The organism is Sulfurimonas sp., assembly GCF_019429335.1.
Classification (GTDB): domain Bacteria; phylum Campylobacterota; class Campylobacteria; order Campylobacterales; family Sulfurimonadaceae; genus Sulfurimonas.
The window spans coordinates 54644-75788 of the sequence record NZ_JAHYJB010000004.1 but is presented as its reverse complement, the minus strand read 5'-3'; the positions used below and the strand labels follow the sequence as shown (position 1 = coordinate 75788).

Annotated in this window: 16 protein-coding genes and 1 pseudogene; 12 read left to right on the top strand and 5 right to left on the bottom strand. The window is 37.8% G+C overall.

Annotation, left to right across the window (positions count from 1 at the left end; all coding sequences use genetic code 11):
• Positions 1-15 precede the first annotated feature (15 nt).
• Together K0A91_RS02920 and gatC are read right to left on the bottom strand one after the other, a co-directional pair.
• Entirely contained in the window at positions 16-1098 is a 1083-nt protein-coding gene (locus tag K0A91_RS02920) for a type IV pilus twitching motility protein PilT (RefSeq protein ID WP_295007984.1), read from the bottom strand.
• 68 nt (positions 1099-1166) lie between these two features.
• Entirely contained in the window at positions 1167-1457 is a 291-nt protein-coding gene (gene gatC / locus K0A91_RS02915) for an Asp-tRNA(Asn)/Glu-tRNA(Gln) amidotransferase subunit GatC (RefSeq protein ID WP_295007982.1), read from the bottom strand.
• 127 nt (positions 1458-1584) lie between these two features.
• Here gatC and K0A91_RS02910 point away from each other — a divergent pair, with 127 nt between their 5' ends.
• The 11 genes from K0A91_RS02910 (at position 1585) to K0A91_RS02860 (ending at position 13791) form a co-directional block, all read left to right on the top strand.
• Positions 1585-2172 carry a hypothetical protein gene (locus tag K0A91_RS02910; protein ID WP_295007980.1) on the top strand — a complete coding sequence of 196 codons (588 nt, stop codon included), beginning with the start codon at positions 1585-1587 and terminating at the stop codon, positions 2170-2172.
• A 5-nt stretch (positions 2173-2177) separates the two neighbouring features.
• Positions 2178-3173, top strand: coding sequence for a hypothetical protein (locus K0A91_RS02905; protein WP_295007979.1), 996 nt, complete (start codon positions 2178-2180; stop codon positions 3171-3173).
• Positions 3174-3175: 2 nt separating this feature from the next.
• A complete protein-coding gene (locus tag K0A91_RS02900; RefSeq protein WP_295007977.1) occupies positions 3176-4003 on the top strand; it encodes a tyrosine-type recombinase/integrase in 828 nt (275 codons plus the stop codon).
• Entirely contained in the window at positions 4000-4479 is a 480-nt protein-coding gene (locus K0A91_RS02895) for an HD domain-containing protein (RefSeq protein ID WP_295007975.1), read from the top strand. The genes K0A91_RS02900 and K0A91_RS02895 overlap by 4 nt, the downstream gene beginning before the upstream one ends.
• A gap of 186 nt (positions 4480-4665) precedes the next feature.
• A complete protein-coding gene (locus K0A91_RS02890; protein ID WP_295007973.1) occupies positions 4666-5172 on the top strand; it encodes a hypothetical protein in 507 nt (168 codons plus the stop codon).
• 8 nt (positions 5173-5180) lie between these two features.
• The gene (locus K0A91_RS02885) at positions 5181-5894 is read left to right on the top strand and encodes a sulfite exporter TauE/SafE family protein (RefSeq protein WP_295007971.1); all 714 of its coding nucleotides are present in this window, start codon (positions 5181-5183) and stop codon (positions 5892-5894) included.
• 47 nt (positions 5895-5941) lie between these two features.
• Positions 5942-6751, top strand: a complete 810-nt coding sequence (locus K0A91_RS02880) for an HDOD domain-containing protein (protein ID WP_295007969.1) — start codon at positions 5942-5944, stop codon at positions 6749-6751.
• A gap of 2 nt (positions 6752-6753) precedes the next feature.
• Positions 6754-9474, top strand: coding sequence for a DNA polymerase I (polA, locus tag K0A91_RS02875; RefSeq protein WP_295007967.1), 2721 nt, complete (start codon positions 6754-6756; stop codon positions 9472-9474).
• 92 nt (positions 9475-9566) lie between these two features.
• Positions 9567-11882 (top strand): phosphatidylglycerol--membrane-oligosaccharide glycerophosphotransferase, encoded by a 2316-nt coding sequence (opgB, locus tag K0A91_RS02870; protein WP_295007965.1) that lies wholly within the window; start codon positions 9567-9569, stop codon positions 11880-11882.
• A 30-nt stretch (positions 11883-11912) separates the two neighbouring features.
• A complete protein-coding gene (locus K0A91_RS02865; protein WP_295007963.1) occupies positions 11913-13124 on the top strand; it encodes a PAS domain-containing sensor histidine kinase in 1212 nt (403 codons plus the stop codon).
• Positions 13114-13791 (top strand): response regulator transcription factor, encoded by a 678-nt coding sequence (locus K0A91_RS02860; RefSeq protein ID WP_295007961.1) that lies wholly within the window; start codon positions 13114-13116, stop codon positions 13789-13791. The genes K0A91_RS02865 and K0A91_RS02860 overlap by 11 nt, the downstream gene beginning before the upstream one ends.
• Here K0A91_RS02860 and K0A91_RS02855 read toward each other — a convergent pair.
• A complete protein-coding gene (locus tag K0A91_RS02855) occupies positions 13778-15481 on the bottom strand; it encodes a nitrite/sulfite reductase (protein ID WP_295007959.1) in 1704 nt (567 codons plus the stop codon). The two genes, K0A91_RS02860 and K0A91_RS02855, sit on opposite strands and share 14 nt — an antisense overlap.
• A 122-nt stretch (positions 15482-15603) precedes the next feature.
• Between K0A91_RS02855 and K0A91_RS02850 the strand changes: the two genes are divergently transcribed.
• On the top strand, positions 15604-18057 hold the full coding sequence (locus K0A91_RS02850) for a ChaN family lipoprotein (protein ID WP_295007957.1): 2454 nt from the start codon (positions 15604-15606) through the stop codon (positions 18055-18057).
• Between the two features lie 118 nt (positions 18058-18175).
• On the opposite strand, the gene K0A91_RS02845 is transcribed toward K0A91_RS02850, so the two are convergent.
• Together K0A91_RS02845 and K0A91_RS02840 are read right to left on the bottom strand one after the other, a co-directional pair.
• A complete protein-coding gene (locus tag K0A91_RS02845; RefSeq protein WP_295007955.1) occupies positions 18176-18877 on the bottom strand; it encodes an anaerobic ribonucleoside-triphosphate reductase activating protein in 702 nt (233 codons plus the stop codon).
• Positions 18840-21104, bottom strand: a pseudogene (locus K0A91_RS02840) (ribonucleoside triphosphate reductase). The gene K0A91_RS02845 and the pseudogene K0A91_RS02840 overlap by 38 nt, the downstream one beginning before the upstream one ends.
• Positions 21105-21145: the final 41 nt, after the last annotated feature.

The window sequence follows — 21145 nt, the reverse complement described above, 5'->3', positions numbered from 1 at the left end:
AATGTCAGGAATTTCTTACATATTTTGAATTATCTTCATTAACTCTTCGGGTCTGTTTGAAGCTGTGATTGCAACCTCTTTTGAGATAACTTTTTTACGAAGCAGCGCTAAGAGTTGGTCTGTTTGAGTCGTCATATTCGTCTCATTCTGGTTTAGCTGCATTTGAGAGTAGATTTGATGAACCTTGTCCTCTCTTATTAAGTTCTGTATAGCAGGATTTGCTATTAAAACCTCTTGAGTTGCAACAATACCGCCGCCAATTCTAGGCATAAGAGATTGTGAAATTACGGAAATAAGTGAAGAAGCAAGTTGTGCTCTTGCTTGAGCCTGTTCACCTGAATCAAAAACGTCGATAATACGATTTATTGTTGCCGGCGCAGAGTTTGTATGTAGCGTACCAAATACGATGTGACCCGTCTCAGCAGCCGTCAGAGCCGCTTCAATCGTCTCTTTATCTCTCATCTCACCGATTAGAATAACATCTGGGTCTTGTCTTAGAGCATACTTAAGCGCTGTTGCAAATGAGCTGGTATCAGAACCAACCTCTCTTTGAGAAAAGAGAGATTTAATGTTTGTATGGACAAACTCAACAGGGTCTTCTATAGTGATTATATGCTTGTTTACGGTTAAGTTAATCTCATGCAGCATTGAAGCCAGTGTCGTTGATTTACCGCTACCTGTAGGTCCGGTTACGAGGATAAGACCTTTTTCTCTTTTTACCAGTTCTTTAAAAATTGGATTGTTATTAAATTTTTCTAACGGCGGAATGTCTATAGGAATCATACGAAACGCGCATGCGATACCGCCGATAGTGCGGTAGTAGTTTGCACGAAAACGACCGACATTCTCAAGTTCGAACGAGAAGTCAAGCTCGTTTTTTTCTTCAAAAATCTTCTTCTGTTTGTCTTCGATAAGAGCGTAGGCCATCTCCTCTATCTCTTTTGCATTCAAGATAGGAAGATTAAGCGGCTTTAGCGACTTGTCTATCCTGATTTGAGGCTCACTACCAGGTACAAGGTGCAAATCCGAGGATTCAAAGTGTAAAACACTCTTTAACAACTTTTTTATATCTATTGGTTTACTTTTCTCCTGATCCATATTAATACCTCTTCGTACTTTAGATTCATTTGTTTCAATTATAACACTGTTTTTATATTATGCAACAGCTACTCTATGATTTTTGGAACAATAAAGAAGCCATCACCGCTTTGAGGAGCATTTTTTAGGATAGTGTCGTTTATTTTAGAGTCACAAAACACAATATCTTCTCTTAAAAATGTAGCATCATCGCTCATTGCAAATTTTTCGTCAACACTGTCGGTATTTAACTCGCTTAGGTTATCTACAAAGCTTACTATTTCCGATAGTTGAGCTACAATTTCTTCTCTTTTATCGTCGGAAATTTTTAAAAATGATAACTTTTCTAATCTGCCCAGTAACGCGTTATCTACTTGCATATAACAATCCTATATAATAATTTGTAAGATTGTAACAAAAAAAATCTATCTATTTGATGAAACTTTAACAAAATATGCGATATTATTTTGAACTTTAGAATTGATATATATGAAATAAGGAATATTTTTGAGTTTAAAAGAGAACATTAATATGGTCAAAGAGGAGTTGAACTCCGAAGAGAAGTTTTTTGAAAAAGCGGTAATGACCGAGAGATTTATCAAAAAATATAAAAAAATAATGATAGGCTCCGTGGTTGTGGTTGTCGTTTTGGTCGCTGCTAATATAGTGTATAATGCAAATGAGAGTAGCAAAATTGCAGCCGCGAATGCAGCTTTTTCAGCGCTTCAAAAGGATGCAAGTAATGCAGGCGCACTAAGTGAACTCAAAGCGCTTAGTCCAAATCTTCATGATGTTTGGGTTTTTTCGCAGGCTGTTGCAAACAAAGATATAGAGGCGATAAAGAGTCTTAAAAACACAAAAGCTCTTATTGTTGGAGATTTGGTTGCGTATGAGCTCTCCACGGATCCTTCATCATTAGAGAACTATGCTTCAAAACAGGACGCAATTTTTAGAGATTTGGCTTTAGTTCAGGGTGCCGTAATGCTGTTTAATGAAAATAAGATTGAAGAGGCTAGGTACAAACTTTCAAAAGTTTCAAAAGATTCTTCATTAGGCAAGCTTGTAGAAGCCCTTATGCATTACGGAATAAAGTGAATATTTTGAAATTTTCATTAATAGTTTTAATTTCACTTACGGCACTTATTTTTAGCGGATGCGGTTCAAAAGAGGTTTTTAAGCCTCAGCATGTGGCCGATGAGTGGGAATATTCAGGAAGAAGTGAGATAGTAATCAAGGGAATCGCCCAAGACGCTGCGCTTGTTGAAGATAGAAAAGTATTTGCAAAGGGAAAAGTTTTTGATGTGATTATTCCAGAGAGCAAAAAACTTTTGGGATATAGCGCAGGATGGGTTATAAGTTCTGATATAGACGGAAATTTAACGCTTCAGAGTGTTTCAGAGAGTAAATCAATTGAGAATTTCAGTCTAAAAAAGACGGTAGCTTCAGCCTCTGTTGAAGGCGATATATTGGCAGTTCTGTTTGCCGATAACGAGATGGCCCTTTACTCGATTGCAGAAAAAAACCTCCTTTTAAAAGAGCAGGGAGATGCGCCGATAGTTGTTACTTCAAAAATAATAAAGCCTTTCTTCAGAGATGATCTGGTTATTTTTTCGACACTTGATGGAAAAGTTGTTATTATTAACGCAAAAACAAAAAAGAAGTTAAGAACAATAATAGTCAGCAGTGAAAAACATTTTAACAATATTATATATTTTGATTTAGTAGATAATAAGATTATTGCAGCAACAAGTCACAAGATACTCTCTCTGGCACAAGAAGAGATAAGATCTGCGCATGACATTAGAGGCGTTGTCTCAGATGATAAAAGCATATTTATAGCTACAAAACAGGGTGAGATAATCTCTTTGACACCAGAGCTTGGGCAGAATGCGAAGCTTAAATTTCCGTTTGCACACTTTTTGGGAGTGATATTAAGCAATGATAAGCTTTATGCTCTGGAAAAAGAGGGCTACATTATTGAGATTTCAAAAGATTTGCTTACATATACGGTGTATGAAGTGGATATTGATGGTGGATATGTGCATATTGACGGAAAAATCTTTTTTGTTCATGATGAGTATATCTCGGTAGAGTAGTAATGTCAGGCGAGCTGGAAGCTTTTATAGAGTATATAACTGTTATAAGAGCTCTTGGTAAAAAAAGCGTAAGCGCATACAGAAGTGATTTGAAATCACTAGAGGCAATCCTTGGCAAGCCTCTTATAGAGCTTGATTCTGCTTCTCTGTTCTCATCCCTAAGCCAGTACAAAAATAAAAGAACACTAAACAGAAAACTCTCTTCGGTAAATGCCTTTTTTGATTTTTGCTACAAAAATCAGTTTTCAGGCGAAAAAACTAAACTAAAATTCTCAAAAATTCCCAAACTGCTTCCAAAATTTCTATCATATCAAGAGATACAAAATGCTCTAAAACAGATAGACAAAAGTACTTTGATTGGGCTTCGCGACTATGCGCTTATACTCTTTTTGTATGCTACCGGAACAAGAATAAGCGAGTGTCTTGCGCTTGCGAGAGAAGATATTGAAGGTGAGTGGCTCCACATAAGACATGCAAAAGGTGAAAAGGAGCGTATCGTTCCTATAGCTGCCGTTGCAAAAAAAGCGATAGATAGCTATCTTGATGAGATGACAAAAGAGAAAGATTTTGTCTGGCGCAATTATAAAGGCGGTAAGTTAAGCCGCATATCAGCATACAAGATAACGCAGAAGTATCTTGGGGTCTCTCCGCATGTGCTTCGCCACTCTTATGCTACCTCCCTTATATCAGGAGGAGCTGATTTGCGGGTTGTACAGGAGCTTTTAGGGCATGCTTCGCTTCTGACAACTCAAATATATACGCACATTCAAAAGCAGGACTTAAAAGAGACTGTTGAAGTGTGTCATCCAATGGCAAAAGAGACGGCATGAACAAAGTTAACAACTCGATTTTTTCAAGACCTTTTTTAGAGTCGCTCTTTTTTGTCCAAAACAAATGGCATAAGCACGGAGTCCTGCTTCACACACTGAGGGTTCTCTACTACACATTAAAAGCCGGTGAGTTTAGATTTTTTGCCGCGGCTCTTTTGCACGATATCGGCAAGCCTTTTACTGCATATAAAAAGGATGAAGAGGATATGGAACATGGCGAATATAGTTTTACCGACCATGAAGAGAGAAGTTATGAGATAATAAAAGATTGGCCTTTTATCAGCGACTACACAAAAGAGATAGTTCGCTATCACTACATAATACGCGATTTGTCAAAGAGCAAAAAAGAGGATTTGCCAAGATATGAGAGTAAAAAAAAGATTTGGGATACTATAAGCCCAGAGATAAAGGATGATTTGGTGAAATTTTTGTTATATGATGATCTAGGTAAAGGAGAGAGGAGGCGACTATCCTAATGCAAATGTAACACTATATTGTGTAAAATACGTCAATATATACATAGATCTAATTTTAGTCGGCAATATTTAGTTTTATTTCTACATGTAGAAATTTTAAGATAGATAAATTATAATTTAATAACTAATTATTCAAACAAATATATTAAAAAATTTGCTTTATCAAAGAAAAAAGGTTTTTTGGAAATGTTTAAAAAAATTTTACCGCTATTTATAGTTTTGTTGTTTACGGGAGCAGTTGTTGCGCTTTTTTTATCATTGGCTAATACAAAAAAAATGGTTGTTGTAAAGGACGGAAATAGAAATCAGCAACCAATTGAGATGGAAGCGGGCATTTATCAAGACAGCGACTGCGGAATGGTTATTGATGATTTAAGAGATGCTTCTCAGGTTATTACAAAGAGCGGAAAGAGCTGGTTTTTTCACGACCATGGGGGATTTGTAAAGTGGCTTGAGGACAAAGAGTTTAGAGGGAGTGCTAAAATCTGGGTTATGAGCAGAGACACAAAAAAGTGGATAGATGCAAGAGAGGCTTTTTACTCCCTGCGTGACGAAACGCCGATGGGATACGGATTTGGTGCATATGAAAAAAAGAGTGATGAATATGTGGACTTTGAGACTATGAGATTGAAGATGTTAAGGGGAGAGACTCTGCGCAATCCTATGATACGAAAACAACTTTTAGGAAATTAACAGCCAATATGGAAAGTGTAAATATTATAACCATTATTACCATTGCTTTTCTTGGCTCATTCGGCCACTGTATAGGGATGTGTGGCGGCATAGTTTTGGCATACTCAACTATCAAGATTGAGCCTAAAAGCTCTAAAGTATCACAAAGCACTGCGCATCTGCTCTACTCACTTGGCAGAGTGTTTACCTACTCGATTCTCGGAGCGATATTTGGGGCTCTTGGCGGGGTAGTTACTTTTAGCAACACGGCAAACGGTGTACTGCTGGTTGTGGCTGGGGTTGCAATGGTTTTAGCAGGTCTCTCTCTTATGGGAAAGATAAAATTTTTAACTCTAATAGAGCACTCATTCTCTTCATCGCCAATGTATAAAAATCTTTTTAAGAAAGTGCTAAATTCAAAATCAAATTTTAGTTTTTTCTCTCTTGGGATGTTAAACGGTCTTTTGCCTTGCGGATTTGTCTACTTTTTTGCCATAACGGCGGCAAGTACCGCAAGCCCGCTCTATGGCGCTTTGGTTATGGCAATATTTGGTCTTAGCACTATCCCTGCAATGTTTGGACTTGGCTTTTTGGCATCACTCTCAAGCGCAACAAATTTTAGAAATATGATGATGAGCCTCTCCTCATTTGCAGTTGTTCTCTACGGCACATATACGATATATAACGGTTATGATTACATAACTAGAGCTGAAAAAACATTGACAGAGTGCCACACTAAATAAATTTTATATTTAAACTGCTATAATAAGTGTTAAAAAAGGTATCAACTTTGAAAAGTTCAATTATTGATAACATAAAGTCTCTTCCACCGCTCTCGACGACTATTCTAAAAATAAGCAAGATTTATGCGGATGAAAATTCGACTATAAAAGATATGGCAAGCGCTATCGAAAATGATCCAATGATTATCGCGAACATTTTAAAAATTGCCAACTCTCCTCTTTATGGATTTGGGCATGAGATAAAAAATGCCGCTCAGGCCGTAGGTCTTTTTGGGATGAGCATGACTCGCTCTATTGCGATAGGAAATTCAATTAAAAATCTTTTAAATGTTGATATGCAGCCTTATGGTGTCAGTTCAGAAGAGTTTGCCCATATCTCCTCGCTCCAAGCCGCACTAGTTCTCAAGTGGTATAAAAAAATAGACAGACAAAAGGCTGAAAAGCTCTATTTGGCCGCATTTTTACAAGAGACAGGCAAGATACTAATAGCAAGCGAAGTAATCCAAAATCACGAAGCGATAAGTTTTGCCAGCGAGGTGGAGACATCAAACAACCTTGCTATGGTTGAAAAAGCATACTTAAACGCTACAAGTGGTGAAGTTACCGCTTTGGTATTTAAACACTGGGGATTTGATGACGAATTTATTGATATGATAAAGTATTCTGACAACCCAACTGCAGCTCCTAGCGAAATAATAGAGTACTCTACGGCTTTAAATATTGTAAAGACGATAATACCGGTTAATAAGCCTCTCTCGGAGATGTCTATAAATTTCGGATTAAAAAGAGCAGAGGATGCCGGCTATAACGTTGAACTTTTACACAGCAGCGTTAACGATATGCTCGAATCAATCTGATAATGAGCAAAACTGTCACCGTTATAGACACTTTTGGCTTCTTTTTTCGCAGTTTTTACGCTCTTCCACAGCACCTAAAAAACAGCGAAGGCTTTCCTACGGGCTTGCTGACAGGCTTTATAAATTTTATCTCCACTCTTCAAAAACAGCATGAGAGCGACTATATAGTTTTTGCTATTGACACCAAGGGAAACAGTTTTAGAAATAATATAGACCCAAACTACAAGGCTCACAGAACCGCTCCGCCTGAGGAACTCATTATGCAGCTTCCGATAGCCATAGAGTGGATTGATAAGATGGGGTACAAAACCCTCGGACATGTAGGATTTGAGGCTGACGATATAATAGCTACCGTTGTGCGTTTTGCAAAAAAAAACGGTTACAACGTAAGGGTAGTTTCTCATGACAAAGACCTTTTTCAGCTTATTGATGACGGTAAGGTTGTCTTAGTAGATGCTATTAAAAAACAGGTGATGGATGAAGATGGCTGCTTTAAAAAGTACGGCATTGCTCCAAAACAGTTTATAGATTATCAGGCCATTTTAGGCGATTCTGCGGACAATATTCCAGGTGTTAAAGGTATCGGTAAAGTAGGGGCAGAGAAGCTTTTGGTAGAGTATGGATGTTTGGATAATATTTATGCAAATATAGAGAGTATTAAGCCGGCTGGAATACAAAAAAAGCTCCTTGAATCAAAAGATGTAGCCTACATGTCAAAAGAGCTTGTAACATTGAGAGATGATGTTCTTGAGAGTTTTGATTTTGAAGAGTATAAAATGGATGTAGAGCATCCATTTTTAAATATCTACGACGAACTTGTAAAGTATGAACAAAACGCTGTTTTAAGAACTCTTCATGCAAAAAACATGGTTAGCCATGAGGTGCGTCAAGAAGCGGTTAAAAAAGTTGAGAATGAGATACAAAGCAATAAAAAACTGAGTTTTAAAACAGTGCTTATTACAGACGCAAAAGAGCTGCACACCATTTTAAACTCTCTTTCTGTCGATACGATAGTTGCGTTTGATACGGAAACAACGGGACTTGATTACTATAATGACTCTCTTGTAGGCTTTAGTTTTTGTTTTAACGGTGAGGAGGCGTATTATGTTCCTATTGCCCACTTTTACCTCGGTGTTGCAGAGCAGATAAGCCATAACGATGCCGTAAAAGCCATAAAAAAAATATTTGCTTCTCGCGTTGTGGGGCATAATATAAAGTTTGATTTGCATTTTGTTGCTAGATTTTTAAATGATGAGAAGTTGGATATTTTTGCCGACTCGATGATTCTTGCCTGGCTTATAAACCCTGAGAGCGCTATCTCTCTTGATACCTTGGCAGATAAATATCTAAATCACAACATGGTGGCTTTTAAAGATACGGTAAAAAAAGGTGAAACTTTTGCATCCGTAGAGCTTGAAGATGCATGCAAATATGCTGCAGAAGATGCTTACATCACACTGAGACTCTACTATCTTTTTTTAGATAAATTAGAACTTCAAAATGCCGCACATCTTATAAAAGAGGCAGAGGATGTGGAGTTCCCTTTTATAAAAACGCTTCTTAAAATGGAGCAAGAGGGAATAGAGATAAACGGCTCTTTTTTAGAGAAGTTTCTTGTTGAAGTAAAAGAGACTCTAAGCGATTTGACCAAGAAGATTTACGCTCTTGCAGGGTGCGAGTTTAACATAAACTCCACACAGCAGCTCGGAGTTATTCTTTTTGAAAACCTTGGACTTCCAAGCGGCAAAAAGACAAAAACAGGCTACTCAACCAACGAGCAGGTACTAAGCTCACTAAAGGGCGAACATGAGATTATTCCGCATCTTCTGGAGTATAGAGAGGTTTATAAGCTCTACTCGACATATATAGAACCGCTTCTAAAGCTAAGCCGCGAAGATAAAGAGAGCCGTATCCACACATCGTTTGTGCAGACGGGTACTGCCACAGGAAGATTGAGTTCTAAAAACCCAAATCTTCAAAACATACCTACAAGAACGAAGCTTGGAACAAGAATAAGAGAGGCATTTGTCGCGCCAAAGGGCAGAAAGCTTATCGGTATAGACTACTCTCAGATTGAGCTTAGACTTCTTGCGCATTTTACTAAGGACAAAGTTTTGGTAGATGCGTTTAAGAGTGATAAAGATATCCACCGTCAAACTGCCGTAGCTCTTTTTGGCGAAGATGAGGCGGATTCAAAAAGAAACATTGCAAAAACTGTCAATTTTGGACTTCTCTATGGCATGGGGCAGAAAAAACTATCAGATACGCTTGGGATAACTACCAAAGAAGCAAAAGAGATAATCGATAAATATTTCAACAGTTTTCCAACGGTCAGAGCATACTTCCGCTCAATCGTAGATGACTCAAAAGAGGCTGGCTATGTTGAGACGCTGCTTGGGCGCAGAAGGTATTTTGACTATGAAAATGCCGCTCCTATGTTTAGAGCCGCATATGAGAGAGAGTCTGTAAATACGGTATTTCAAGGGAGTGCGTCGGATCTTATAAAACTGAGCATGAATAAAATTCATAGAGTGATTGAAGATGAGAGACTAAATGCAAAGATGCTTCTTCAGATACACGATGAGCTTATTTTTGAGGTTGATGAGGCTGAGGCTGAAGCTCTTGGCAATAGATTTAAAGAGATTATGCAGAGCATAATGGAGTTAAACATCCCTCTAAAAGCGAGTATGAACATCGGAGACAACTGGAGCGAGTTGAAATAACTACGCTTAAAGAGATTGTGTGCCTTATGGCTTGTATGCTAGAGAAAATTTACTCTCTTTAGCCACTTGATGTTTTGTTGGAAGTTTTATAGATGAATATGATTTTGCTATCTCTTTTCTTTTTTATCTTTGCAATCTTTACTATGAAGCATAAAGAAAAAAATCCAAAGAGGATTTTTTTAGATGCAACTCTGTTTTTTCTATATGGGCTCTTTGGCATATTCTATTTTACAGCGAACTACTTTACCGGTGACGGAATAAATGAGACCATTATTGCTACTTTAAATCTTGGACTCGGCGAAGCCGGATTTCAAGAGTATCTTCTGCTTATTTTTGGTGTTTTTTTCTCTTTTGTTACTCTTTTTGCAATGGCTTTTTTTTATCACCGACATCTAAATAGTGTGGTTGCCGCAAAACCTAAAATAATAAAAGCTTTTTTGCATAACGGATTTCTGATTTTAGCTTTTTTAACCCATCCTGCTTTGAATGATTTTAAAAATATCTTTTTAACCATGATTATGGAGCAGGCTGATGATTTTTATCAGTATTATAAAATACCGCATGACTCAAATAGCAGCGCAAATAGAAAAAATATAATCTTTATATATGCGGAGAGCCTTGAGAGAACATACTTCGACACGGATATTTTCCCGAATCTTATGCCAAATCTTAGTAATCTTATAAAAGATGAGAGCGGTATTGAATTTACAAATATCGTTCAAACTAGCGGAACAAACTTCACAATCGCCGGGACTGTTTCTACCCAGTGCGGGATTCCTCTCTTTACAACCTCAGGCGGCAACTCTATGGATGGGGTAGATAAATTTTATCCAAAAGCTGTGTGTATCGGAGATATTCTAAAAAAAGAGAACTACTATCTGAGCATGCTTCAAGGTAGCAGTGTTAAATTTTCAGGCATAGATAAATTTTACAAAACTCATGGTTTTGACAGTGTAGTCGGAAGAGATGAACTCTTAAAAAAAGTGAAAAACAAAAGATATGTAAACGGATGGGGTTTGTACGATGATACGCTTCTTGATATAGCATATAAAGAGTTTGAAAATTTATCATCAACCAAAGAAAGGTTTGCTCTTTTTTTGCATACACTGGACACACATCATCCAAGTGGGCATCTATCTAACTCTTGCTCTAAAAATTTATATATAGACGGCTCCAACGAGATTTTAAACAGTGTTAAATGTGCTGATATTTTGATATCTGGTTTTATAAAAAAAGTTAAAAACTCAAAATATGCCGATGATACAATCATAGTAGTCACATCTGACCACTTGGCTATGAGAAATACAGCATTGAAATATTTGGAGAAATCGCAGAACAGAAGAAACTTTTTTGTTCTATTTGAACCGCACAGCAGCGAGTATATGTCGATTGATAAAATAGGAACTCCATTTGATTTTGCATCAACGGTTCTATCTTTTTTAAATATAAACACAGATTTGGGACTGGGCAGAAATCTAAGAGAAAAAGAGTCTATTTACGGCTCTTTTGAGGATTTTGACAAGAGGCTAAATCAGTGGAGAAGCGATATACTTAGTTTTTGGAAATTTCCAAAAATGTCAAATAATTTTAGACCAAATTTTAAAAAAATGTTACTACATGTTGGTGAAAATCACTACAAAATTCCAGTACTATTTAAGATTTTAGAAAACAATATAGAGCCATATTTTCAAACTGAGTATTCTTGGAAACTATATGAACAGTTAGAAGATTTCGAGGAAAATGATAAGTTTTTGTGGATAGATGAGTGTAAATTAATGAATTATATTTTTGATGAAAACATAACAAAAAAATATTGCGTTGCAGAGGGTAAAATAGGCTCTACATATAAAATTAAAGGACTTGACTCTTTAATAGATTATGAAATAGAAACTTTAAGTGATGGTTTGGGTAAAAACTATAATATTGAAAATATAAGTGCAAATATTGACATGTTAAAGAGTAATGGACTAAGATATAGTATAGGAGTGCAAGATGCTATAATTTTTAAAGAAGATGGGTATCCAAGTTTTTTAAAAAATATCGAGGGCGTTTCATATCCTGATGAAGTTGGAAGATGGACTGACGCAGGCAAGCGTGAGAGCGCACTCTTTACATTTACAGATTCGCTTCCCAAAAAATTCAAACTTGAGATGGTTTGCGGAGCATACGACGAAAATATAGGAAATGTCGTAAAGGTAAGAGTAGGAGAGAGTGAAATGGAGTTTACGCCAACTCATAAGAGTCCAAAAAAATATACGCTCTTGTTTGAAAATGCAAATGGTGCAAACACCATAGAGATAACGCCGCCAAAATATTTTGTTTTAAAAGAGTACTTAGAGGGCAGTGATGAGAGAAAAAAAGGCCTTCATTTGGTTAGTTTAAAGATAATAAATCTTGAGGACAAGTAATTTTTTTTTAAAAAAGAGAGAGAGTGTTGAATGTTAAAACAGTATAAAGATGCAATTGAAAAGAGCAATATTATCTCCAAAACCGATGTTAATGGAATAATAACCTTTGTAAACGAGGAGTTTTGCAATATCAGCGGCTATACAAAAAGCGAACTCATCGGGCAAAACCATAATATTGTAAGACATCCAGACGTTTCTAAAGAGAAATTCAGCCTCCTTTGGGATACGATAAAAAATAAAAATATATACAAAAGTACCGTTAAAAACAGGGCTAAAGACGGCTCTACATTCTACGTAAACACCACGATAATTCCTATACTTGATGAAAATGAGAATATCGAAGAGTATGTTGCAATCAGATATGATGTGACAAAAGAGGTTCTCTTAAGAGAGGAGCTTCTAAAAAAAGAGGCTGAGTACGAAGAGTTAAACAGAAGTTTAGAGAAGAGGGTGCAGGAGCAGACAAGAGAGTTAAAAGAGCTAAACCAAACCTTAGAGGAGCGCGTAAGAGACGAAATAGTAAAAAACGAGGAGAAGCAGCGTGTTATGTTTTGGCAGTCGCGCCATGCTAGCCTTGGGCAGATGCTTGCAAATATAGCACATCAGTGGAGACAGCCGCTTACAGAACTTAGTCTTGCCATGTTTAATATAAAAAAAGCCGCTCAAAACGACAGAGTTGAGGATGTGACTAAATTTTATGACGAGAGCAAGGGTATCATCAAAAACATGTCCCAGACTATCGATGATTTTACAAACTTTTTTTCTCCGGATAAGGAGAGACACTATTTTAACATCAGCGAGAGCATTCAAGAGGCCATCGGGCTTTTAGAGAGCATCGTTAATGATGAGATGATAACTATTAAGAGAAGTTTTGAAGATATAGAAGTTCTTGGAATAACAAATGAGCTTACGCAGGTTATGATAAACTTGATAAACAACTCAAAAGACGCGTTTATACACAACAGTATCCTTCTTCGAGAGATAACCATAACCACCAAAAGAGAAAAAGGCTTTGCTCTCATCGAGGTTGGGGACAACGCAGGCGGAATATCAAAAGAGAACATAGAGAAGATTTTTGAGCCATATTTTACGACAAAACACAAAAGCCGCGGCACGGGTTTGGGGCTTTTTATGTCAAAGATGATTTGCGAACAGGGGCTTGGCGGCACACTAGATGTAAAGAGCAAAAAGAATACGACAACCTTTAGTATAAAAATTCCATTGGACGAACATGAAAAATAGAGCATTAAAAGAGCTTAAAATTCTGCTTGTAGAGGATGAAGAGAATCTGGCAAGACTTTTAAAAGATGCCATAGGGGATAATTTTTACAGTTTTACTCTCGCAAAAGACGGACTAGAGGGCATAGAGCTCTTTAAAAAAATAAAGCCCGACATAGTTATAACGGATATAATGATGCCGCTTCTCTCGGGGCTTGATATGGCAAAAGAGTTAAAGCAGCTAAATCCAAAGACTCCTATAATCATACTTAGTGCATTTAGCGAAAAAGAGAAGCTATTTAGCGCTATTGATGTGGGCATAACAAAATATTTTTTAAAGCCGTTTGATACTGACGAGCTTCTTGATTATATAGGCACTATTGCGCCAAAGCTTTCAAGCAAGCTGCTTAAGCTTACCGAGGGCTTTGTTTTTAATAAAACTACAAACTCCCTTTATAAAAATGAGAGATATATTGCCCTCACAAAAAATGATATAAAATTTTTATCTCTTCTGCTTGATAGCCAAAACAGGGTAATTGATGATGCGACTATTAAAGAGAGCCTCTGGGGCGGTGATGCGAGCGATGAGAGGGTTAGAACTTTTATCAAGCGTTTCAGGGAAAAAACCTCAAAACAGCTGATAAAAAACATAAAAGGGTTTGGCTACCAACTCTCTTTTAGCGAAAATTAGTTCTCTCTATCTTTGGCTTGTAGTGAGGGTCTTCTCCCTCGATTGTCCAGAGTTTCTTTGATAAGTAACTCACCGCATTATGAAAATTCTCATCTGCATGTTCCCAAAAATCAAGCCCAGAGAACTCTTTTTTAAGAAGCTCTTTTTCATACTCAAAACTACCTATCTCATCACGAGGCAAGAGTTCAAAAGTGCTATTGGTTTCAAGATTTGCCAAAAACCAGAGAGATACAAACTCTTCTGAGTAGTTGTTTAAAACTTTTGAAGCATACTCTTCAAAGTCACCGTATCCGCTGAGTTCGTAAAGCTTTATCGCCAGAGAGACAACGCTCTCAAGGTGTACAAACGGCACCATAGAAAAAAGTTGGCGTCCGACAGCTCCTCCATGAGAGTGCTCGGCTCCCAAGAAGATTCTAGCTCCACCGTCCGTATCTCCGAAGTTGTTTGTTTTTAGACCAATTAGACCGATGTCGGTATGCCTATGTCTTCCGCACCCCTTTGCGCAGCCCGAAAAACCGACTTGTATGCGGTGTTCGTTTATCTTCTCAAGCGGCAGGTATGAGGTCTCATCCTTTATGCTCCAGACGGCATACGGGCAGAGGTTGCCCGCACATGCGACTATGGTGCTGCTGATTGCAGGCGATTTTAGCGCAAAAGAAGGCTCATTTAAGCCTATGATATAGATATTCTGGTCAATTCCAAAGCGAATCTCAGCGCTGTTTTGTGTTGCAAAAGAGGCAATTTTTCCTATCTCATCTGTTGTTAGTCTTGAAAAGTCGGTTTGGTAGCAAAAGCCGAATCTTGCATCTTTGAGTTTATGAAACTCATCAAATCTTGCCTTTTGTAAAACAAGCTCGCCACCACTCTCAAAATCTTTTTTGTACTCATTTTTTATATGAGCTTTTAGTCCATCCATTCCTATCTCTTCTATCATGTGAAAGAGTCTGGTTTTAGCCCTTGAGAAGCGTGAACCGTGAAGGTAAAATGCCTCTACAAAGGCTTTAAAAAAGTCAAAAACTTCCTCAGGTTTTAAAAAAATGTCGGCGCACTGCGCCACTTCAGTATTTTTTCCGCCCATATAGACGTTAAAACCAAACACTCCATTTTTTTGTGAGAGTGCGAAATAGAGGTCGTTTGCAAAAAATGAGGTTACGTTTGCGCGGTTTCCGGATATAGCGACAGATATACGGCGGGGAAGCATGCCGACGTAGCGAGGGTTTTTGATGATGTAGTTATGCATCTGCATAAGTATCGGATAAGCTTCAATCTCTGCAAACTCTCCGCATCCGTCGTACACATCAGTGATAATATTTCTTACGTTATCGCCAAAACTCTGCCAAGTGGTGAGTCTAAGAGCATTTGCGCGATTATAAATTTCTAAAACATTATCTGCCATAACATTGTGAAGCTGGATGCCACCACGTGCCGTTAAAATAATGCTAAGTTCAAACTCCGCAGCAATATCTGCTACTTTTTGAAACTCCTGTGCACTTATTCTGCCGCCCGGAACGCGCAGGCGGACAGTAAACTCATCATCTAAAAATTCAACACTAAAGATTCCAAAATCCTGAAGATAAAATCTGTCAACTTCGGTCAAGCTCTCAAAATCTATATCTTTGAAGTCTTTATAGTAATCAATAGGGGTGAGTTGAGCTTTGTAACGCTCTCTTTTGTTTAGTTTGTTTTCCATGGTTGTATTTTATCTAACATGTAAAATAATTTCTCTTGATATTGGTCATCTTTGTGTGTGTTTGGTGTTAGTATTCTTTTTCTCGTTAGAATACATTTTCTTAGATAAAAGGGCAAATGATTATGAAAAAAATAGTTTTATTATTATCTTTTATAATAGCAACAATAGAAGCGAGTGAGCATAAAAATAGTCTAAATATGGATCTAAAAAACCATACTAAAAACTCATATATTACAAAAGATGGTTTGGAACTCTCAACTTATTTCTATCTAAGTGACTCAAATTTATCTCAAAGATACCTAAAAAAGAGTGCTGAGTATTTTGAGCTTTATAAAAATATGTTCGGATTTATGCCATTTAAGAGCTTCTCGGTGGTGGAAGCGCCATCTCCTGTAGGATACTCAATGCCTGCATATACTCTTATAGGTAAGCAGATAATAGACAAAGATTATGTTTTAGATAGCTCGCTTGGGCATGAGATAGCGCACCAGTGGTTTGGCAACTACGTCTACTCACCGGAGAGAGGAAATTGGGCTGAGGGGATTACCACATACTACGCGGACTTTTTATATGCGAAAAATGATAACAGAGGCGCAGAGTATAGAAAAGATATGCTGGTAAAATATAACTCTTATGTAGATCAAAACAATGAGATTGCGCTGACTGATTTTGAGCATAAAACAAAAAACAGCAAAAATGCAATCGGGTATGAAAAGTCGGCTTTCTTTTTCTACATGTTAGAACAAAAAATAGGTCAAAAAGCCTTTGATACAGGAACAAAGATGCTCCTTGAGAACTATCCTTTTAAGATTGCAACTTATGAGAATCTAAGAGAGATTTATGAAAAAACATCGGGTATGAAACTTGGTGATTTTTTTAAAACATGGGTTTATGAAAAGGGTGCGCTTGACTTTAGCATAAGCAACACGGCTCTAAATTTTGTCGAAAACAGATATATTCTTGAGTTTGATATCATAAGCAACAACAAAGCGGAGTATATCCCCGTCTCTATCTGCTCCGATGATGAGTGCTTATCAACAAAAATTGATCTAAGTAAGGAAAGGCAGCGGCTGGAGCTTGATATTGAGCCAATAAAAATAGTGTTTGATGAGAACTATGAGTTATTTAGAAAGCTGAGCACTCAGGAGACTCCGGCCGTAATATCAAAGATAATTGAGAGCAATGCTCTTTTGGTTATAAGCAGAGCCGATGAGAAGAGATTTGCTTCTTTTAGGAAGATATTTCAAAATTTCAAATATGCAGATACTTTAACGTATAATGAGATTAAAAACAGCAATATCTTTATTTTGGGAGCAAAAAATGAGCTTCTTGAGAGGATAGTTCTTCCTTTTAAAATGGAGGGAGATGCAAAAATAGAGCTTTTTAAAAATCCGCTAAATGAAGCAAATGTTATTGCGGTTTTTGAGGCAACAAAGCCCTTTGAATCTCTGCTTTACAAACTGAAGCATCTTGGAAAGTACTCTACTGTTATATTTGAGGGTGAAAAAATTGTAGAAAAAACAATAAAGCCTTCACAAAAAGGTGTTCTCTGCAAGATAGAGAGCGGTTCGTATGCATTAAAACCGACACCGCAAAAGCTTAACGAGGTGATAGATAAGATTGTCAAGAGCAGAGTGGTCTATGTCGGAGAGAGCCACATGGAGTTTTCAAGCCACCTAAACCAGCTAAAAATTATAAAGGCGATGTATAAAAACAATCCTAAGCTCTCTATCGGCATGGAGATGTTTCAAAAGCAGTTTCAAAAATATCTCGATGAGTTTGTTCTTGGAAAAATCAGCGAAAAAGAGATGATCAAAAAGACGGAGTATTTTAAAAGATGGAAGTATGATTATGAGTTGTACCGCCCGATTATGCTCTTTGTAAAAGAGAACCGCATACCGATAGTAGCCCTAAATATCGACAGAGAGATTACCAAGAAAGTTGTCGGCACAGGATTTGACTCTCTAAGCAAAGAGCAGCTCGCAGAAGTTCCAAACTCAATTAATTTTGATAATGAAAAATACAAAGAGCAGTTAAGAGAAGTATATGGCATGCACCAAGCAGAGCGTTTTGAAAATTTTGAACAGTTCTACCATGCGCAGCTGCTCTGGGATGAGTCAATGGCTGCAAATATGGTTTTATTTTTACAGAAAAATCCTGACTACTCTATGGCTGTACTTGCAGGAAACGGACATGTTATGCATGGATACGGAATCCCAAGCAGAGCAGAGCGAAGAGGCATAACGGATTATAAAATTGTTTTAAATCTAACAAATCCTGAACCTGAAATCGGCGACTATATTCTCTATCCATCAGCAGTCGGTACGACAAAGGCAAAAAAACTCGGAGTATATTTTGAGTCTGACGAGAAGTTACATGTTAAAAAAATCGCCGATAACTCTTTGGCACAAAAAGCTCAGATAAAAGAGGGTGACAATGTTGTCGCGTTTAATAAAACCGCCGTAAAAAATCTCTATGAGCTAAAAACAGAACTCGCTTTTGCAAAAGAGAGTGTTACGCTGACCATTGAGAGAGAGTCGAAGAAAATAGAGGTAGAGATAGAATTTAAAGAGTAATCTTCTTGCAAAACTGCAAGAAGATTACTTGCCTAGAAGAGGCAAACTTCAGTGACCACAGCGGTCTAAGCGTAGCCAAATGGACTCTGTTCATTTGGCGTTCATGTGAGTATAGAAGTTATCTAAAGATAACTTCTATATCATCTCTAAGCAGAGACCTATTAAGCCTCTTTTTTGGTCGCTTTAGGTCTCCTATGTTTTTCTCGGTCTCCAGAAACTCTTGAATATAGTAGCTCTTCTTATACCCTCTGTTTTTTAAATCCAAGATAATCTCATTTACGTCATCACTATCCAAAAGGTCGCCGTGCACTGTTGTTCTTGCTTCAAACTCTACATGGCTCTCTATGAGCAAATCCAGAGTTTTACTAAATTCGTCAAACTTGTTTGAGTGTGCAATACGTGTAAATTTTTCTTTTTGGGCTTTGTAATCAAGAGCAATATAATCTAAAAGATTTAAGTCAAGGAGCTCTTTTACATGCAGAAAATTTGTTCCGTTGGTGTCAAGCTTGATTTTAAAACCGAGTTCTTTTATCTTGCGGCAAAACGGCACTAACTCATAAGATGAGGCTTCGCCGCCAGATAAAACAACTGCTTCAAGCAGATTTACTCTTGTTTTTAAAAAATCGAGGATATCTATGTAGCTGTATTTGCCCTCTTTGGCAAAAACTATGTCTTTGTTGTAGCAGTAGTCGCATCGCATATTGCACCCGCTAAACCACACTATGCACGCGAGATGGTTAGTGTAGTCTAAATGGGTGAATGATGTTAAATCATATATTACCTTAGCATTCAGTGAATTGTTTTCTCTGTCTATGCTCACCGGTTTTTCCTACGTTAAAACTCTCAACAGGTCTGTGATAACCCATAACTCTTGTGTAAACCGTACACTTTTGTCTCTTATCTTTTAACATAGTCAAAGCTTCATTCTTACTCATTTTTTCACCTCCTTTTTAAGATGCGATAGTTACATCGCTTAGCAGTTCTTCGTCACACTTTGGACAATACTCATGCTCGCCTGCGATGTATCCGTGTTTTGGACATACCGAGAAGAGCGGAGTAACCGTGATGTAGGGAAGTCTAAAGTTTGTTATTACATTTTTAACCAGTTTTCTGCAAGCCTCCGTTGAGCTTATCTTCTCCTGCATGTAGAGGTGAAGAACAGTTCCGCCCGTATATTTGCACTGCAAATCATCTTGAAGAGTCAGTGCCTCAAACGGGTCATTTGTTAAGTCAACAGGGATTTGAGATGAGTTTGTATAGTAGATATTCTCACCCATTCCGGCTTGGATGATAGAATCGCCGTAACGCTTCTTATCCTCTTTGGCAAACCTGTATGTTGTTCCCTCTGCAGGAGTTGCCTCAAGGTTGTAGAGATTTCCTGTAGCCTCTTGAAACTCCACCATTTTCTCTCTCATATAGTTTAAAATCTCGGTTGTAAACTCTATGCCCTTTTGCGAACTGACATCGTAGCTGTCGCTTGTAAAGTTTCTGATCATCTCGTTAATGCCGTTTACGCCGATGGTCGAGAAGTGGTTTCTAAACCCTGAAAGATAGCGCTTTGTGTATGGATAAAGACCTCTCTCATACATCTCTTGGATAAATACTCTCTTCTTTTCCAGTGTAGATTTTGCATGCTCCATCAGTTCGTCCAAGCGAGAGAATAGAGCCTCTTTGCTCCCTTTATATAAAAAGCCGAGCCTTGCCATATTTATAGTTACAACGCCGATGCTTCCAGTCATCTCTGCTGAGCCGAATAGCCCGCCGCCACGCTTCAGAAGCTCTCTTAAATCAAGTTGTAGTCTGCAGCACATGCTTCTTACGTGTCCAGGTTTGTAAGCTTCTTCGTTTGGAACTAAATTTCCGCTGCTGTCCCTTTTGTATTGAGAACCTATAAAGTTTTGAAAATATGACGAGCCGACTTTTGCTGTATTTTCAAACAGAATGTCTGTATTTTCCCCATACCAGTCAAAATCCTCCGTAATATTTACGGTCGGGATAGGAAATGTGAAGGGCTGTCCTGTCAGGTCGCCCTCGGTCATTATCTCATAATATGCACGGTTGATAAGATTCATCTCTGGCTGAAAATTTTTGTATGTCATATCTACAAGTGTACTACAGCCTCTCTGTAGCGCCCTATCTTCTAAGTCGCTATCTAAAATATTTTTAAATAGATGAACTTGATTAGATGTCGGAATCTGATCTTTTAAATCCTGCGGAACACTCCAATCGATTGTAATATTTGTAAACGGGGATTGACCCCATCGTGCAGGAACATTCAGGTTATAAACAAAACTTCTTATTGCTTTTTTTATCTCATTGTAAGGAAGTTTGTCTTTAAAGACGTAAGGTGCCAGGTATGTGTCAAACGAGCTAAATGCCTGAGCTCCTGCCCACTCTGATTGCAGAATTCCCAAAAAGTTTGCCATCTGTCCAAGCGCCTCGCGGAAGTGTCTTGGAGCGCTGCTCTCAACCCTTCCTCTTACGCCGTTAAAGCCTTCATCAAGAAGAACGCGAAGAGACCATCCTGCACAATATCCGGTAAGACAATCTAGGTCGTGGATATGGTAGTCGCCGTTTCTGTGAGCGTAACCTTCCTCTTTTGAGTAGACTTTATCCAGCCAGTAGTTTGCTATAACTTTTCCCGCCGTGTTGTTTACAAGCCCTGCGTTTGAGTAGCCTGTATTTGAGTTTGCTTTGATACGCCAGTCAGTTCCTAAAATATACTCCTCTATCGTCTGAGTAGAGTTTATGAATGTCGTGTCTTCATCGAGCCCACCGTCTCTTTGCATCTTGTGTGTGTGGCGGTAAATCATAAACGAGCGCATAACATCAAAATATCTGGCTTTGTAGAGTTCTTTTTCGATTAAATCTTGGATATCTTCAACGGCAACGACTCTTTTAGCTTTAAGTTTATCAAGAACATTGAAAAATATCGAACTATCATAAGTAACATTTTGAGATTTGAAAGCTTTTTTAATAGCATCTTCAATTTTGAAAGGCGAGAACTCTTTGTGCGTGCCGTCTCTCTTTAAAATATTTTCAACCATGATTGTCCCCTTACTTATAAATATTTGGTAGTTTATAGGAT

Excerpts from the sequence above, each read along its gene's own strand:
- K0A91_RS02895 (WP_295007975.1), top strand. The coding sequence starts at position 4,000 with ATGAACAAAGTTAACAACTCGATTTTTTCAAGACCTTTTTTAGAGTCG.
- K0A91_RS02860 (WP_295007961.1), top strand. The coding sequence starts at position 13,114 with ATGAAAAATAGAGCATTAAAAGAGCTTAAAATTCTGCTTGTAGAGGAT.
- K0A91_RS02850 (WP_295007957.1), top strand. The coding sequence starts at position 15,604 with ATGAAAAAAATAGTTTTATTATTATCTTTTATAATAGCAACAATAGAA.
- K0A91_RS02855 (WP_295007959.1), bottom strand. The coding sequence starts at position 15,481 with ATGGAAAACAAACTAAACAAAAGAGAGCGTTACAAAGCTCAACTCACC.
- K0A91_RS02890 (WP_295007973.1), top strand. The coding sequence starts at position 4,666 with ATGTTTAAAAAAATTTTACCGCTATTTATAGTTTTGTTGTTTACGGGA.
- opgB (WP_295007965.1), top strand. The coding sequence starts at position 9,567 with ATGAATATGATTTTGCTATCTCTTTTCTTTTTTATCTTTGCAATCTTT.
- polA (WP_295007967.1), top strand. The coding sequence starts at position 6,754 with ATGAGCAAAACTGTCACCGTTATAGACACTTTTGGCTTCTTTTTTCGC.
- K0A91_RS02900 (WP_295007977.1), top strand. The coding sequence starts at position 3,176 with ATGTCAGGCGAGCTGGAAGCTTTTATAGAGTATATAACTGTTATAAGA.
- gatC (WP_295007982.1), bottom strand. The coding sequence starts at position 1,457 with ATGCAAGTAGATAACGCGTTACTGGGCAGATTAGAAAAGTTATCATTT.
- K0A91_RS02885 (WP_295007971.1), top strand. The coding sequence starts at position 5,181 with ATGGAAAGTGTAAATATTATAACCATTATTACCATTGCTTTTCTTGGC.
- K0A91_RS02865 (WP_295007963.1), top strand. The coding sequence starts at position 11,913 with ATGTTAAAACAGTATAAAGATGCAATTGAAAAGAGCAATATTATCTCC.
- K0A91_RS02920 (WP_295007984.1), bottom strand. The coding sequence starts at position 1,098 with ATGGATCAGGAGAAAAGTAAACCAATAGATATAAAAAAGTTGTTAAAG.